Origin of the sequence: Nonomuraea sp. B12E4, assembly GCF_039871825.1 — a bacterium.
In the GTDB taxonomy this organism is placed as follows: domain Bacteria; phylum Actinomycetota; class Actinomycetes; order Streptosporangiales; family Streptosporangiaceae; genus Nonomuraea.
The window spans coordinates 162,525-176,603 of the sequence record NZ_JBDPME010000007.1 but is presented as its reverse complement, the minus strand read 5'-3'; the positions used below and the strand labels follow the sequence as shown (position 1 = coordinate 176,603).

General features: G+C 71.6%; 14 protein-coding genes. 5 read left to right on the top strand and 9 right to left on the bottom strand.

Translation table 11 applies throughout. The features are described 5' to 3' along the window. The first annotated feature begins 27 nt into the window (after positions 1–27). Entirely contained in the window at positions 28–342 is a 315-nt protein-coding gene (locus ABGB18_RS18590) for a DUF3099 domain-containing protein (protein ID WP_347696769.1), read from the top strand. A 314-nt stretch (positions 343–656) separates the two neighbouring features. On the opposite strand, the gene ABGB18_RS18585 is transcribed toward ABGB18_RS18590, so the two are convergent. Both ABGB18_RS18585 and moaA read right to left on the bottom strand, forming a co-directional pair. Then, the gene (locus ABGB18_RS18585; protein ID WP_347696768.1) at positions 657–914 is read right to left on the bottom strand and encodes a DUF6457 domain-containing protein; all 258 of its coding nucleotides are present in this window, start codon (positions 912–914) and stop codon (positions 657–659) included. A gap of 73 nt (positions 915–987) precedes the next feature. Continuing rightward, the gene (moaA, locus tag ABGB18_RS18580) at positions 988–1,977 is read right to left on the bottom strand and encodes a GTP 3',8-cyclase MoaA (RefSeq protein ID WP_347696767.1); all 990 of its coding nucleotides are present in this window, start codon (positions 1,975–1,977) and stop codon (positions 988–990) included. 139 nt (positions 1,978–2,116) lie between these two features. On the opposite strand from moaA, the gene ABGB18_RS18575 reads away from it, so the two are divergent. Next, positions 2,117–2,413: a hypothetical protein gene (locus ABGB18_RS18575; protein ID WP_347696766.1), complete on the top strand. Its 297-nt coding sequence runs from the start codon at positions 2,117–2,119 to the stop codon at positions 2,411–2,413. Positions 2,414–2,476: 63 nt separating this feature from the next. Here the strand turns inward: ABGB18_RS18575 and ABGB18_RS18570 are convergent, their stop codons facing one another. From ABGB18_RS18570 to ABGB18_RS18560, 3 genes are all read right to left on the bottom strand, one after another. Further along, a complete protein-coding gene (locus ABGB18_RS18570) occupies positions 2,477–2,950 on the bottom strand; it encodes a hypothetical protein (RefSeq protein ID WP_347696765.1) in 474 nt (157 codons plus the stop codon). 160 nt (positions 2,951–3,110) lie between these two features. After that, the gene (locus ABGB18_RS18565; protein WP_347696764.1) at positions 3,111–4,175 is read right to left on the bottom strand and encodes a hypothetical protein; all 1,065 of its coding nucleotides are present in this window, start codon (positions 4,173–4,175) and stop codon (positions 3,111–3,113) included. 130 nt (positions 4,176–4,305) lie between these two features. Continuing rightward, positions 4,306–6,147: an AMP-dependent synthetase/ligase gene (locus ABGB18_RS18560; protein WP_347696763.1), complete on the bottom strand. Its 1,842-nt coding sequence runs from the start codon at positions 6,145–6,147 to the stop codon at positions 4,306–4,308. Positions 6,148–6,323: 176 nt separating this feature from the next. Between ABGB18_RS18560 and ABGB18_RS18555 the strand changes: the two genes are divergently transcribed. Next, positions 6,324–6,932, top strand: coding sequence for a trimeric intracellular cation channel family protein (locus ABGB18_RS18555; protein ID WP_347696762.1), 609 nt, complete (start codon positions 6,324–6,326; stop codon positions 6,930–6,932). A 60-nt stretch (positions 6,933–6,992) separates the two neighbouring features. Here the strand turns inward: ABGB18_RS18555 and ABGB18_RS18550 are convergent, their stop codons facing one another. Further along, on the bottom strand, positions 6,993–8,423 hold the full coding sequence (locus ABGB18_RS18550; protein ID WP_347696761.1) for a PLP-dependent aminotransferase family protein: 1,431 nt from the start codon (positions 8,421–8,423) through the stop codon (positions 6,993–6,995). Positions 8,424–8,485: 62 nt separating this feature from the next. On the opposite strand from ABGB18_RS18550, the gene ABGB18_RS18545 reads away from it, so the two are divergent. Further along, positions 8,486–9,088 (top strand): hypothetical protein, encoded by a 603-nt coding sequence (locus ABGB18_RS18545; protein ID WP_347696760.1) that lies wholly within the window; start codon positions 8,486–8,488, stop codon positions 9,086–9,088. Positions 9,089–9,168: 80 nt separating this feature from the next. After that, positions 9,169–10,923 carry a glycoside hydrolase family 15 protein gene (locus ABGB18_RS18540; protein WP_347696759.1) on the top strand — a complete coding sequence of 585 codons (1,755 nt, stop codon included), beginning with the start codon at positions 9,169–9,171 and terminating at the stop codon, positions 10,921–10,923. Between the two features lie 58 nt (positions 10,924–10,981). Here the strand turns inward: ABGB18_RS18540 and ABGB18_RS18535 are convergent, their stop codons facing one another. The 3 genes from ABGB18_RS18535 to ABGB18_RS18525 form a co-directional block, all read right to left on the bottom strand. After that, a complete protein-coding gene (locus ABGB18_RS18535; protein WP_347696758.1) occupies positions 10,982–11,404 on the bottom strand; it encodes a hypothetical protein in 423 nt (140 codons plus the stop codon). A 191-nt stretch (positions 11,405–11,595) separates the two neighbouring features. Beyond that, a complete protein-coding gene (locus tag ABGB18_RS18530) occupies positions 11,596–12,546 on the bottom strand; it encodes a lytic transglycosylase domain-containing protein (protein ID WP_347696757.1) in 951 nt (316 codons plus the stop codon). A gap of 212 nt (positions 12,547–12,758) precedes the next feature. After that, positions 12,759–13,994 (bottom strand): ROK family transcriptional regulator, encoded by a 1,236-nt coding sequence (locus tag ABGB18_RS18525; RefSeq protein WP_347696756.1) that lies wholly within the window; start codon positions 13,992–13,994, stop codon positions 12,759–12,761. Between the last annotated feature and the right edge of the window lie 85 nt (positions 13,995–14,079).

Genomic DNA, 14,079 nt, shown 5'->3' with positions numbered 1-14,079 from the left:
CGCCCATCCGAGGTCTACCGTGGAGGTATGAAGGGGTGGCGTAAGAAGCAGGCTGTCCACCAGGTCACGGACGCGGGGCCGTCGCTGTCGGACGACATCCGCAAGCGCGAGGTCAGCTACCTCATCAAGATGGGCATCCGGACGATCTGCCTGATCCTGGCGGTGGTGGTGCCGTTGCCGTGGCCGTACCGGCTGCTGTTCATCGGGGCTGCGGTCTTTTTGCCATACATAGCCGTAATCGGGGCCAATGAGAGGGGCAAGCCTGCCCCGCCTCCTACCTTTCAGTCGCCTGAGGCTAACCAAACCGAGATACCGCTGCATCGACGCGAGATCGGGTCGTGACTAAGTCTTGACGCATCCCATGGGTTGTAGGTGTACGCTTTAGCCAAGCGCTCCGGTCCCCCGTCGGAGTGCTGGTGCCGGCGTTCCGGGCCCCCGTCGGAACGCCGATGAAGCGACGCCGGGTGGTTTGCCCCCGTAACCACCCGGCGTCGCCCTTTCCCGGCGAACCCTCAACCCGCGACGATCAAGAGCGCGCTTGGGCCGGACATCGGATAGGACCGCTTTCCCGAAATCGTTTACACTCCCTCCCGCCTCGTTATTCACAGGAAATCTTCAGGCGGGCGGGAGCTTGACTTCAAGAGTTCGTTCGAGTGTCAGCGGTCGGTCAGCGTCTCCGTAGTCGCCTGTCCCCAGTTCTTCGCCAATGTGGTCAGTCTGGCCACGGCGTCCTCGGGCGCGCTCCCCGAGCCCTGGGCGAGCCCGAGCAGGTAGGCGGTCAGCGGCGCGGCCGGCCTGGCGACGCCGTGGGCCACCTCCTTGGTCAGGTCGAGGATCTTGTCGCGGTCCACGGTCGCAGGGTCGATGCCCAGCTCCTTGCAGGCCAGGGCGGTCCATTCGTTGAGCACGTGCATATGAGCCTCCTCCAGGTCGTGGTCCATTGTGTCGCAGCCCGGCCACGGCCTGCCCGGCCCGCCCCCGCGCGGCTCAGCCGCCGATGGCGGACATGGGCCTGGAGGGCTGGAGGAAGGCCGGGTCGTCGATGCCGTGCCCGGCGCGCTTGCGCGCCACGGCCGCGATCCAGCGCGCGGCCAGCTCCTCGTCCGACGCGCCCGCGCGCATCGCGGACTTCAGGTCGGACTCCTCGGTGGCGAACAGGCAGTTGCGCACCTGGCCGTCTGCGGTGAGGCGGACCCGGTCGCAGGCGCCGCAGAACGGGCGCGTCACCGAGCCGATCACGCCCACCCTGGACGGGCCGCCGTCCACCAGGAACCGCTCGGCGGGCGCGCTCCCCCGCTCCTCCAGGTCGTCGGCCGCGAGGCCGAATGAGCCGGACAGCAGGTCGAGGATCTCGTCGGCGGTGACCATGTCCGCGCGGGTCCAGCCGTGCTGGGCGTCGAGCGGCATCTGCTCGATGAACCGCAGCTCGTAGCCTTCGTCGAGGCACCACCGCAGCAGCGGCACCGCCTCGTGGTCATTGATCCCGCGCATCAGCACGGCGTTCACCTTGACCGGGCGCAGGCCCGCGGCGTCGGCGGCGGCCAGCCCGGCGATCACGTCGGCGTGCCGGTCGCGGTGGGCGAGCCGCTTGAACGTGGCGGGGTCGAGGGTGTCGAGCGAGACGTTGACCCGGTCCAGCCCGGCCTCCGCGAGCGGCTGGGCCAGACGGGCCAGCCCGATGCCGTTGGTGGTCAGCGAGAGCTGGGGCCTCGGGGTGAGGGCGGCGGTGCGGGCGACGATGTCGACCAGCTCGCGCCGCAGCAGCGGCTCGCCGCCGGTGTAGCGCACCTCCGTGATGCCGAGGCGCTCGACGCCGATCGTGACCAGGCGGATGATCTCGTCGCTGGTGAGGAGCTGGGCGTTCGGCAGCCAGTCGAGACCCTCGGGAGGCATGCAGTATGTGCAGCGCAGGTTGCACTTGTCCGTGAGGGACACCCGCAGATCCGTCGCCACCCGTCCGAACGAGTCTCGCAACATGGCGTCACCTCCTGTTCGCTTGGCCCGAGGGCCAGACTACGGCGGCCTTCGTCCGGCACTCAAAACCGCCCATCTAGCCACAACACATTTATCCTAGATCGATTCCCCGGCAGGCCGTCGGCGCGGTTGTGGCTACGGGGTGCGGCTGATCGACACGCCGGGCTTCCCGGCCGAGGCGCGCGCGTTCTCGCTGGGGCACGCCGTGGAGCTGGCGGTGCTCGCGGAGTCCGGGCTGGACTGGGTGGTGCTGGCGCCGCCGCCGGTGATCCTCGACGCGGAGGCCGCCAGGACGGGGCGCTACCGGTTCGGCGACGGGCGGGTGCCGGAGCGGGGCCCGGCGGACCCGGTGTTCTCGTACGCGGACCTGGCGGTGGCGCTGGTCGAGGAGGCCGAACGGCCGCAGTGGCATCGGGTGCAGGTCGCCGTGTCGTACTGACAAGGGGAACCGGCCGGACATGCCGAACGCCCGGCCTGGGTGGCCGGGCGTTCGGGTGTCGCGTCAGTGGCGGCCGAGGACCTTGACCCAGTCGGTGGCCTGCGACGGCGACAGCGGGCCGGAGCCCTCGAAGACCGCGCGCCACGTACCCGACGTGCGAGCGGGCACCTTCGCCGCGAAGTAGCCCCGGCTGCTGGTCGTGATCGTGTCGACGTACTCCCACTTGCCGTGGCCGCGCGGCTGGAAGAGGATCACGATCCGCTTCCAGCCCAGCCGGTGCCAGCGCTCCGAGCGCTTGCAGTGGTCGGCCTTGTGCACCGAGACGATGCCGCTGATGTAGTCCTTGTCACACTCCACGGACAGCTTGCCGCTGAGGGTGATGGCCCTGCCGCGCCACACGGGCTCGGGGCCCGCGTCGAACTGCAGCGTCGTGTGGCCCCGGCCGGAGTCCGCGAGCGCGGGCGAGGCCGCGGTGGCCAGCACCGTGGCGCCCAGGGCGGCGGCTGCCACTCCGGCGGCTAGGCGTCGCATCTTCACAACAAATTTCCTTTCCCCGTCTAAAAGCCCCCGAGTCGGGGCACGTCACCGGCAATGACGCGTAAGGGTAAGGAAAAGTTGCGACAGAATTGATCACGATTTCGCAACAGCAGCGACGGCGGTGTCGCTCAATGCATTTCGCTTATACCTATTTATGACATTATGTAGCGATTTGTAGTGATTTTGAGCTGTCCGGCGCGTAGTGTTCGGTTCCTCGGTAGCGGGCGCGCCAGAGGCCGTCCGCCGGGCCGGGGATCGTGCTGACGAACGCCCCGGCGCCGTCGGTCCTCGCGTCACCGACCTTCTCCCAGGCCGAGTCGGCGTCCGGGCGCCAGAGGATCTCCAGCGACTGCTTGGCGAAAGGCCCGAAATCGGTGAGGCCGCGCGGGTCGACTCTCGTCAGGGCGCCGTGCACGCGTACGCCGGCGGCCGGGTCCGGGCTCTTTTGCACCCGCACCGACGAGAGTTTCGTCGCGCGTTTGAACTGGAACGACGCATATTCGGTGACCGACGTCCCGTCCCGGCCCTTTGCGGTGGCCGCGATCGTCCAGGTGCCCGTCGGGTAGAACCGGTTCAGCTTCTTGTCCGGGAGGAAACGCCAGGTCTCCCAGCCCGTGGCCGGGCTCGCCGGCGGGACCGTTCCCTGGCGCCGGACGAGGAGCGGCGGCGCGGCGGCCGCTCGGCTCTCCGCGTGGACGCCCTCCCTGAGGTCGGTCCGGGCGGGCTCCGGCGCCTGCGCTCCCGGGGCCGGGACCTCGGCCTTGACCAGGGCCGGGGCCAGGGCAGGGGCCAGGGCCGGGGCGCCGACCTTGACCGGGTCGGGTTGCGGGTCGAGGAAGGGCACCGGTCCGGCCTGCCCGGCCGGCCGGCCGCCGACCGGCCGCCATGGCGAGTCCGGCCTGATGTCCGGGGCCGGGGCCGGGGCCGGGGCCGGGGCCGGCGGGGGCGGGGGCGGGGGCGTGGCCGGGGCGTCCGTGAGCGGCGGCTTGTCCGACAGGAGAGGACCGGGCGGGCGGCCGGGCTCCACCGTGACGGTGACGCCGTCCCGGCCGCGCGCGCCCTTGGCGATCACATCGATCACCAGCCGGACGGAGTCGTGCGCCCCCACCACGGGGGTCGCCGGGCGTACGGTGATCGCACGGATGACTGGCTCGGTCGCGGTGGGGGGTACGGACGCCGGGAGCGGCCCCGCCGCGAGCGAGACGAGAAGAAGGCTTCTGGTCATGATCGAGACGGTAGGAACCATCCGGTAATGGCCAGGACCACAACACACACCACGAATGGCAAAGCCGGGGAGCGGCCGCTCGGCGCGGCGCGCCCCCGCCTCAGGGCCGCCCGGCGCGGGGCCCGGTGGATCAGCGGGGGCCGGTGTAGAGGGCCTCGATGGCGTCGCCGTACTTGGCGTGGATGACGCGTCTCTTGAGTTTGAGGCTGGGGGTGAGTTCGCCGGTTTCCGCGGTCCACTCGGTACCTAAGAGAACCCATTTCTTGACCTGCTGCACCCGGGCCAGTTTGGCGTTGGCGGCCCGGACCGCGTTCTCCACCTCCTTGCGGATCGCGGGGTGCTCGGCCAGCTCGGCCAGCGAGCCGAACGTGATGCCGCGCGCCCGCGCCCAGCCGGGCGCCACCTCGCCGTCCAGCGTCAGCACGGCCACCGGGTGCGGCCGCCGGTCGCCGTAGGCGAGCGCCTGGCCGATGAGAACGTGTTCCTTGAGGTGGTTCTCGATCTCGGCCGGGGAGATGTTCTCGCCGCCCGCGGTGATGATCAGCTCCTTCTTGCGGTCCACCACCCGGTAGAAGCCGTCCTCGTCGACCGAGCCGATGTCGCCGGTGTGCAGCCAGCCGTCCGCGTCGAGGAGCTCGGCGGTGGCCTCGGGACGGTTGAGGTAGCCGCGGGTGTTGAGCGGGCTGCGGGTGAGGATCTCGCCGTCCTCCGCGATGCGGACCTCGACGCCGGGCTCGGCCCTGCCGACGGTGCCCAGGCGGTAGCAGGTGGGGCCGTTGCCGGTGAAGGCGCCGGTGGTCTCCGTCATGCCGTACACGTCGATGACCTTGAGCCCCAGCCCGGCGTAGAAGTGCTGCACCTCGGCGGGCAGCGGCGCGGCGCCGGTGGCGGTCCACCTGGCGCGGTCGAAGCCGATCAGGCCGCGGATGACCGACAGCAGGGACGCGTCGGCCTGGTCGTAGGCGGCCCGGATCTCGGGGGTGACGGTGCCGCCGTATTGGCTCGCCTCGATGTAGGCGGCCCCGGCCCGCATCGCCTCGCGCACGGCGGCCTGCTGCTCCTCCGGCTGGGTGGCGAGCAGGGCCAGCAGGCGGGCCATCATCTTCTCCCACACCCGCGGCACCCCGAAGAACATCATCGGCTTGACCTGTCCCAGCGTGGTGCCCAGGTTGGCCAGGTCGGTGCAGAAGTGGACGTGGGAGGCCTTGACCAGCGGCAGGTACAGGCTGAGCACGCGCTCGGCGATGTGCGCGTAGGTGAGGTAGGAGATCTGCGTGCCCAGCGCGGGCAGCCCGGTGATGCGGTCGGTGGAGGCGACCTCGTAGAGGACGTTCGCGTGGCTGAGCGGGACGCCCTTGGGGGTGCCGGTGGTGCCCGAGGTGTACAGGACGGTGACCATGTCGCCGGGGGTGACGGCGCGCCAGCGGGCCTCGACCGGGGCCGGGTCGGCGGCCAGCCGTTCCCGGCCCAGCTCCAGGAAGTCCGCCCAGGTCATGAACCGGTCGCCGGCGGGGGCGCCGTCCAACACAATGATCTTGCGCAGGCCGTCCAGCCGGTCGAGCACCGGCTGCCAGCGGGCCACGTCGGCGGGGCCGCCGAGGACCGCGTACTTGGCGTTCACGTCGGAGACCACGAACGCGATCTGGTCGGCGGCGAACGTCGAGTAGACCGTGCAACCGACCCCTCCCGCGTGCACGGCGCCCAGGTCGGCCAGTACGTGCTCGCTCCGGTTGACCATCATGAGGGCCACGGAGTCGCCCGGTTCGAGCCCGAGCGCGGCGAACGCGGCGGCGATCTCCAGCACGCGCCGCCGCGCCTGCGCGTAAGTGAGGGTGCGCCAGCCGCCGTCTTCGGGGTCGGAGTAGGCGGGGGCGTCCGGGTGCTCTTCGGCTACGTCTCTGAGCTGCTCACATACGGTGCGGCCGGCGATCTGCTGCTCGATCTCGGCACGGACATCGAGGACTTCGGTCATGGACCCGCCTCCAGTCAGTATTCACTTGCGCGAGTGGGATGCATCGCACCACACCCTCACGAAGGCTTCAAGTCCCGGTCACCACAGAGCCATGTCCGCCACGCCGGGTGGTCACCCGTTCACCCGCAGCTTCGCGACGCGCGCGACCGGCTCAGGATGAGGTAGACATTTCGAACGTGTCTCAGCTTCTCGATCTGGTCGGCATCTTCGTCTTCGCGCTGTCGGGGGCGCTCATGGGCGTGCGCAAGCGGCTCGACGTGGTCGGGATGCTGGTGCTGGCCGAGATGACCGCCCTGGGCGGGGGCGTCGTGCGGGACCTGATCCTGAACGTGCGGCCGGCCGCCTTCCAGAGTGTCGGCTACGTGGTGGTGCCGGTGGCCGCGACGATGATCGTGTTCTTCTGGCATCCGCACGTGGCCCGGGTGATGCCGGCCATCCTCGTGCTGGACGCGGCGGGGCTCGGCCTGTTCTGCGCGGTGGGCACGGAGAAGGCCGCCGAGTACGGCCTGAGCCCGCTGCACGCCGCCCTGCTGGGTGTCGTCACGGGCATCGGCGGGGGCATGCTGCGGGACGTGCTGGCCGGGGAGATCCCGACGCTGCTGTACGACCGGCAGCTCTACGCCGTGCCCGCGATGCTGGGCTCGGCCGTGATGGCCGGGCTGGCCTGGCACGGGGAGCACGGATGGCCGGCGACGCTGGCGGCGGCGGTGCTGGCGTTCGCGCTGCGGATCGCGGCCATGCGGCGCCGGTGGCGGGCGCCGCTGGCCAGGGGCGTGGAGGAATAGGCGGCTCCGCGCAGCCAGGGGCGTGGGCGAACCGGCCAGGGGCGCGGGCGAAGAGGCGGCTCACACCATCGCGATCAGCGGGTCCGGGGTGCGCGGGATGCCGGCGGGGCCGTGGTCGCGGGCCGCGCGCAGGCGGATGACCACGTCCGCCAGCACCTGGGGCGGCTGCGTGTAGGGCAGGCGCAGGTAGCTTTCGAGGGTGCCCTCCAGACCGAACCAGGGGCCGGGCGCGAGGCGCACGCCGTGGGTGAGCGCGGCCTCGGCGAAGGGGGTGGCGCCGCCGCCGTCCAGGCGTACCCACAGGGTGCCGCCGCCGCGCGGGACGGCGAACGTCCACTCGGGCAGGTGCGCGCGCAGGCCCGAGACCAGCGCGTCGCGGGAGGCGCGCAGTGTGCGGCGGCGCTCGGCCCGCGTCTCGGCCAGCCGGTCGAACAGCCGCGCCACCACGAGCTGCTCCAGCACCGGGCTCGCGATGTCCACCGACGAGCGGAACGTGGCCAGCCGGCGGGCCAGCGCGGCCGTCGCGCGGATCCACCCGATGCGCAGCCCGCCCCACCACAGCTTGGAGGCCGAGCCGACGCCGATCACCCGGTTGTCGGTGTCGAAGGCCCCCATCGGCGAGGTCCGCGGCACCTCGTCCAGCGCGAGCTCCGTCCAGGTCTCGTCCACCAGCACCATCGTGTCCGCGCGCCGGGCCGCGCCCATCACGGCGGCCCGGGTGGCGTCGTCCATGAGGGCGCCGGTGGGGTTCTGGAAGTCGGGCATGAGGTAGGCCAGCCGGGCGCCGGACTGGCGCATGGAGCCGGCCAGCAGGTCCGGCTGCCAGCCCGCGTACGAGATGCCGGCCGGGACGATGCGGGCGCCGCGCCGGCGCATCACGTCGATGGCGTGCGGATACGTCGGCGACTCCACCAGCACCGGGTCGCCCGCGCCGACGAGCAGCCCGGCGACGAGCTGGAGGGCGTGCTGGGAGCCGGTGGTGACGACGATCTGCTCCGGCCTGGTGGCCAGCCCCCGGGCGGTGTGGTAGGCGGCGATGCGCTCGCGCAGGACCGGCAGGCCCATGGGGTCGTAGCCGTTGCCCATCGCGTACCTGGGCAGGTCGTCGACCGCCTCCGTCATGGCGTCGCGCAGGAGCGCGGGCGCGGGCGGGGCGGCGATCTGGAGCTGGATGAGGCCGTCGCCGCCGGTGCTGAGCCACGGGTTGTCCGCGGCCATGGCGGGGTCGGGCAGGGCGGTCCAGCTCCCGGAGCCCTGCCTGCTCTCCAGGTAGCCGCGCTCGCGCAGCAGGTCGTAGGCGGCCGTGACGGTGGTGCGGCTGACGGCGAGGGTGCCGGCGAGGTGGCGTTCGGCGGGCAGGCGCACGCGGACCGGGATCTGGCCGTCCATGATCAGTGTCCGTACGGCCTCGGCGAGGGCCCGGTAGTACGGGCGGGCGCCGGGATCCAGGTCGACGAGCCGGGCCAACTGCGTGGCCGACATATGCCTCATAAGGCCACTTTTCTTGATTGGCACTGTTTTGGCAAGGCCAAGCCCGCCAATCTGGGGCCACTATGAGCGAAGCAACCGTCCCGCGGCTGGGCTCCCTCCCCGCCCGTCTCCTGCGTCTCTATGGTGGGCTGGCCCTGTACGGGCTCGGCATCGGGCTTCAGGTGGAGTCCGGGCTGGGCAACAGCCCCTGGGACGTGTTCCACCAGGGCGTGGCCGTCCGGACCGGGCTGTCCATCGGGACCGTGATCATCGTCGCGGGCGCGCTGGTGATGCTCCTGTGGATCCCGCTCAAGCAGAAACCGGGACTGGGGACCGTCAGCAACGTGGTGTTCGTGGGGCTCTTCGCCGACGCCGCGATCCACCTGCTGCCCGCTCCGGGGCCGCTGCCGCTCCAGGCGTCGTACCTGGCGCTCGGGGTCACGTCGATCGCCCTGGCCACCGTGCTCTACATCGGGGCCCGGATGGGACCGGGACCGCGGGACGGCCTCATGACGGGACTGATGCGGCTCGGGTTCTCCGTCCGGCGGGGACGCTTTCTCGTCGAAGCCTGCGTGCTGGCCGCCGGATGGCTGCTGGGCGGCACCGTGGGCCTGGGAACGCTGGTGTTCGCGCTGGCCATCGGGCCGATGACGCAGGTGCTCACCCGCTGGTTCCCCCTGACGTGATCCTCGCGGCCGGGCCGGTCATGACGCGACATGATCGAACCCGGCCGCGGGATCACCTTCTCTCCGAGTAGCGTCTAGGCATGCGGATCGAGGATTACGCGCTGATCGGGGACATGCAGTCGGCCGCGCTCGTGGCCAGGGACGGTTCGATCGACTGGTTGTGCCTGCCCAGGTTCGACTCGCCGGCGTGTTTCGCCGCGCTGCTGGGCAGCGAGCGCAACGGACACTGGTGGCTGGGCCCCCGCGGCCGCCGGCCGGCCACCAGGCGCCGCTACCGGCCCGACACGCTGATCCTGGAGAGCGAGTGGGACACCCCCACCGGGACCGTCCGGGTGATCGACTTCATGCCGCCGCGTGACCACAACCCCGACGTCGTGCGGATCGTCGAGGGCGTGTCCGGGTCGGTGGAGATGTCCACCCAGCTCCGGGTGCGCTTCGACTACGGCAGGATCGTGCCGTGGGTGCGCCGGGACAACGGGCACCTGCAGGCGATCGGCGGGCCCGACTCGGTGTGGCTGCACTCCCCCGTGCCGCTGAAGGGCGGCGACTACGCCCACCGGGCGGCGTTCACCGTCCACGAGGGTGACCGGCTGGCGTTCGTGTTCACCTGGCATCCCTCGCACGAGCCGATGCCGCCCCAGATCGACTGCGACACCCAGCTCGACGAGACCGAGGCCATGTGGGCGGACTGGGTGAGCCGCTGCACATACTCGGGACCGTACCGGGAGGCCGTGGTCCGGTCGCTGATCACGCTGAAGGGCCTGACCTACGCCCCGACCGGCGGCATCGTGGCGGCGCCCACCACGTCCCTGCCGGAGGACCTGGGCGGGGTGCGCAACTGGGACTACCGCTTCTGCTGGCTGCGGGACGCGACCATGACGCTCGATGCGCTGATCACCTCCGGCTACCTGGAGGAGGCGGCGGACTGGCGCGCGTGGCTGCTGCGGGCCATCGCCGGCCGGCCGCAGGACCTGCAGATCATGTACGGCGTCGCGGGCGAGCGCCGCCTGCCCGAGCTGCGCCTGGACTGGCTCGACGGATACGAGGACTCGCGGCCGGTGCGCATCGGGAACGAGGCGGTGAAACAGCTCCAGCTCGACGTGTACGGCGAGGTGATGAACTGCCTGTTCGTCGCCCGCTCCCGGGGGCTGGCCCCGGACGACCGGGCCTGGTCCATCCAGCGCCAGCTCCTGGACTACGTGGAGGAGCACTGGGACGAGCCCGACGAGGGCCTGTGGGAGGTCCGCGGGCCGCGGCGGCACTTCGTGCACTCCAAGGTGATGTGCTGGGCGGCGCTCGACCGGGCCGTCAAATACGTCGAGCGGTTCGGGCGCACCGGTCCGGTGGACCGGTGGCGGACGCTGCGGGACGCCATCCACGCGGAGATCTGCGACAAGGGATACGACCCGCAGCGCAACACCTTCACCCAGTCGTACGGGTCGTCGGAGCTGGACTCGGCGCTGCTGCTGATCCCCATGCTGGGTTTCCTGCCCGCCGACGACCCCCGGGTGGTGGGCACGGTGGCGGCGATCGAGAAGGAGCTCATGTCCGACGGGTTCGTCCTGCGTTACCCGGTGGCGGCTGACAACGAGGTGGACGGCCTGCCCGGCGCCGAGGGGGCGTTCCTGGCCTGCAGTTTCTGGCTGGTCGAGGTCATGGCGATGCAGGGGCGCAAGGACGGGGCCAGGGAGCTGTTCGAGCGGCTGCTGGACCTGCGTAACGACGTGGGACTGCTGGCGGAGGAGTACGACCCCCGCTACGCCCGGCTGGTCGGCAACTTCCCGCAGGCCTTCAGCCACGTCCCGCTGATCCACGCCGCGCGGGCGCTCGCCTAGCCCCGAGTGGCGGCGGGTCGCCCGCCGGATGGCGGGCGACCCGTTCGGCTCCCGTGTCTTAGAGCTTGGCCGACGTCTCGCACCTCGGGTCGCCCGCGTCGGGCACGTCGAAGATGGTCTCCATCCGGATCCAGCCCACGCCGCGCGAGTAGTTCGCCGTGCGCAGCGTGCGCACGCCGTCATTCGAGATGGCGTTGGCGGTGGCCGTCTTCGTGGCGGGCGCCGTCCCCGAGTCTCCGATGGTGAGGTTGTTCTCCGTGCGCCTGCCGTTCTCGTTGAAGATGTAGTAGTCGATCTGGGTGATCGTCCGGCCGCCGTTGGAGTAGTAGATGTAGGCCGAGGAGTAACCCGCGCTGGTGTTGCACGACAAGGACAGCATCGGAACGGCCACGGCCTGGGCGGGGTTCGTGGTGGCGAGCAAACCGGTCGTGGTCACCGCGGCCGCGGCGATCGCCGCCAGGCGGGTGGAGAGCTTGAGCACTGGTGATGTCCCTTCGATGAGTCAACGAACGGAACACGAGCCCCACGGGTGGCCACCCCGGTGCTTACGTGGTTGTCGACTCCCAGACTGCCCAACAGGCCGCGCCTGGTTGTTGACCGAGCGTCCACAAACCCTTGATTGTGAGTCACCGCCGTCCGCCCGCGCTCATCGGCGAGTGAGCCCGGCCGGGTTCACAGGCCGGTCAGACGGCGCTCACCCTCCGTGGTCAGGACGAAGACCTGCCAGTTGTGGTACGCGTAGTAGTTGCGCGGGTCCCGCTTCATCTGGCGGGCGTGCTTGGTGATGGCGTCCACGTACGCCTGCGAGGGGTTGTAGGCGTACAGTGCGCGCCGATAGTCGCGGGGGGCGCCGCTGGCGCGCAGGTAGTTGGCCGCTCCCATGACGGCGTCGCGCAGGTCGTGGACGTCGCCGCCCATCCCGTACGCCTTCCAGGTCGCGGGCATGAACTGCATCGGCCCCTGCGCGCCGACATAGCTGGGCGACTTGACCCTGCCGAACTTCGTCTCCGCGAACATCACCGCCGCCAGCACCTCCCACTCGACCCCGAACCGGCGTTCGGCCTTCTTGAAGTGGCCGAGGAGCTCGGCGGCGGGCCGGGGCTCCTGCACCCTGAACGTGGCCGAGGGCTTGATCGGGCGGGCCAGCGAGAGCAGTCCCCGGATGGCGGCCGTGTTGTCCCTGGCCTGGGCGGCCAGCGCGGCCGGGAGGCGGGCGAAGGCGCGGGAGGCGACCTTGGGGTGGCCGGCCGCGTAGCGGTAGACGCGCTGCTGGTACAGAGCCAGCAGCTCGACGTCCTCCGGTGGCGGGCCCTGCTTGGACCAGGCGTCGATGGCGGCGTTGAGGGCGGCGTTGGTCTTGGCCAGGGTGGCGGCGAGCTTGGCCGGGCTCTCGGGGATCGCCTCGTCGGGGTCCGGGATCGTGGTGGCCGGCTCCGGGGTGGCCGGTGCGGTGGCCGGTGCGGTGGCCGGTGCGGTGGCCGGCGGGGTGGGGGAAGGGCGCCTGACGCCGTCCGCCGCGGTCGGGACGCCGCAGGCCGATCCTCCGATGAGGGCCGCGGTCGCCAGCGCGATGACGGCGCGGCCGAGGGACGGGCGTCGTGGGTGCTTACGGCGTGCCTCCATGGAGGGTCAACCTACCTGTGGCGGCCGCCTGTGTGCGGCTCTCCCGGCACGACACGACGGGGGCGGGTTTTCTCCGGGGGTTTCGTCCGCAAAGGGCCGGGGCCTCGTCGTCTCACCCGGTCTCCACAGGCGTTCAGCCCTGGGTCGTTCGCCGGGGATCCGGCGGCGGGCCGTCAATGGTGCTCATTCGCCGGAGACCTGGCGGCCGGGCCTCACGTGACGGCCCGGTCGATGGCGTCCGGGGCGAGGACGTCCTCGACCACCATGAGGGCGGCGCCGACGACGCCCGCGCGGTCGCGCAGCTCGCTCGCCCGGATGGCGAGGTGCTGGGTGGCCAGCGGCAGCGACCGGCTGTAGATCGTCTCCCGGACTCCGGCCAGCACCTGTTCACCGGCCTCGGCGATGTCGCCACCGATCACGATGACCGACGGGTTGAAGAAGTTCACGATCGAGGCCATCACCGTACCGACTTCACGCCCCGCCTGCCGGACAAGCCGGGTGGCGCGCAGGTCGCCCGCCCGCATCAGCGCCACCACGTCACGGCCGCCCCGCGCCTCGATCCCGGCCTCGCGCAGCACCGCCGCCATGGACGCCCCACCGGCCACCGCCTCCAGGCAGCCGGAGTTGCCACACCGGCACGGCGCGTCCGACGCGGGCACCCGGACGTGGCCGACGTCGCCCGCCGCCCCCTGCGCGCCCCGGTGCAACCGGCCGCCGGTGATGATGCCGCAGCCGATCCCGGTGCCCATCTTGATGAAGATCAGGTGGTCCACGGCGGGCCCGGCGGCCCAGTGCTCGCCGAGCGCCATCATGTTCACGTCGTTGTCCACCAGCACCCGGTCCACCGGCACACGGGCCACCTCCGGGCCCGCCTCCGGGCCCGCCTCCGGGCCGGCCGGCGGGACGGCGAGCCGCTCGCCGAGCCACTCGGGCACCGGGAAACCGTCCCAGCCGGGCATGAGCGGCGGGTTCACCGGCCGGCCGGAGGCGTGCTCCACCGGTCCCGGCAGGCCGACGCCGACCCCGCACACGTGGGCCGGGTCGGGCCCGTCCGCGGCCAGCAGTTCCCGGAACGCGGTCACCACGCGTTCCAGCGTTCGCTCGGGCCCGCGGTCGACGGGCAGCTCCATGGCCCGCTCCGCGAGCACGGTCAGGCCGAGGTCCACCACGGCCAGGCGGGCGTGGGTGGCGCCGAGGTCGGCGGCCAGCACCACCCGCGCGCCCTCGTTGAACGCGAACACCGCGGCCGGCCGGCCGCCGGACGAGATGGAGCCCTCGCCCGCCACCACCCAGTGCTGGGCGATCAGCCCGTCCAGCCGCTGCGACACGGTGGACCTGGACAGCCCGGTCAGCTCGGCGAGCTCTGCGCGGGTGCGGGCCCGCCCGTCCCTGAGGATCGCCAGCAGCGCTCCCGCCCCCGCGTTCTGACCGTGCGATCCGTTTGGCATGCGAACTACCTTACTTCGAACATCGACTGACTTATGTTGACAAGCATTAAAAGTCGCAATCTATCGTCGCGAAATGTGCCCGACA

Bases quoted from the DNA above. Each gene is read 5' to 3' on its own strand.
- moaA (WP_347696767.1), bottom strand. From the start codon at position 1,977: ATGTTGCGAGACTCGTTCGGACGGGTGGCGACGGATCTGCGGGTGTCC.
- ABGB18_RS18545 (WP_347696760.1), top strand. From the start codon at position 8,486: ATGAGCGAAGCAACCGTCCCGCGGCTGGGCTCCCTCCCCGCCCGTCTC.
- ABGB18_RS18540 (WP_347696759.1), top strand. From the start codon at position 9,169: ATGCGGATCGAGGATTACGCGCTGATCGGGGACATGCAGTCGGCCGCG.
- ABGB18_RS18525 (WP_347696756.1), bottom strand. From the start codon at position 13,994: ATGCCAAACGGATCGCACGGTCAGAACGCGGGGGCGGGAGCGCTGCTG.
- ABGB18_RS18550 (WP_347696761.1), bottom strand. From the start codon at position 8,423: ATGAGGCATATGTCGGCCACGCAGTTGGCCCGGCTCGTCGACCTGGAT.
- ABGB18_RS18585 (WP_347696768.1), bottom strand. From the start codon at position 914: ATGCACGTGCTCAACGAATGGACCGCCCTGGCCTGCAAGGAGCTGGGC.
- ABGB18_RS18560 (WP_347696763.1), bottom strand. From the start codon at position 6,147: ATGACCGAAGTCCTCGATGTCCGTGCCGAGATCGAGCAGCAGATCGCC.
- ABGB18_RS18530 (WP_347696757.1), bottom strand. From the start codon at position 12,546: ATGGAGGCACGCCGTAAGCACCCACGACGCCCGTCCCTCGGCCGCGCC.
- ABGB18_RS18565 (WP_347696764.1), bottom strand. From the start codon at position 4,175: ATGACCAGAAGCCTTCTTCTCGTCTCGCTCGCGGCGGGGCCGCTCCCG.
- ABGB18_RS18590 (WP_347696769.1), top strand. From the start codon at position 28: ATGAAGGGGTGGCGTAAGAAGCAGGCTGTCCACCAGGTCACGGACGCG.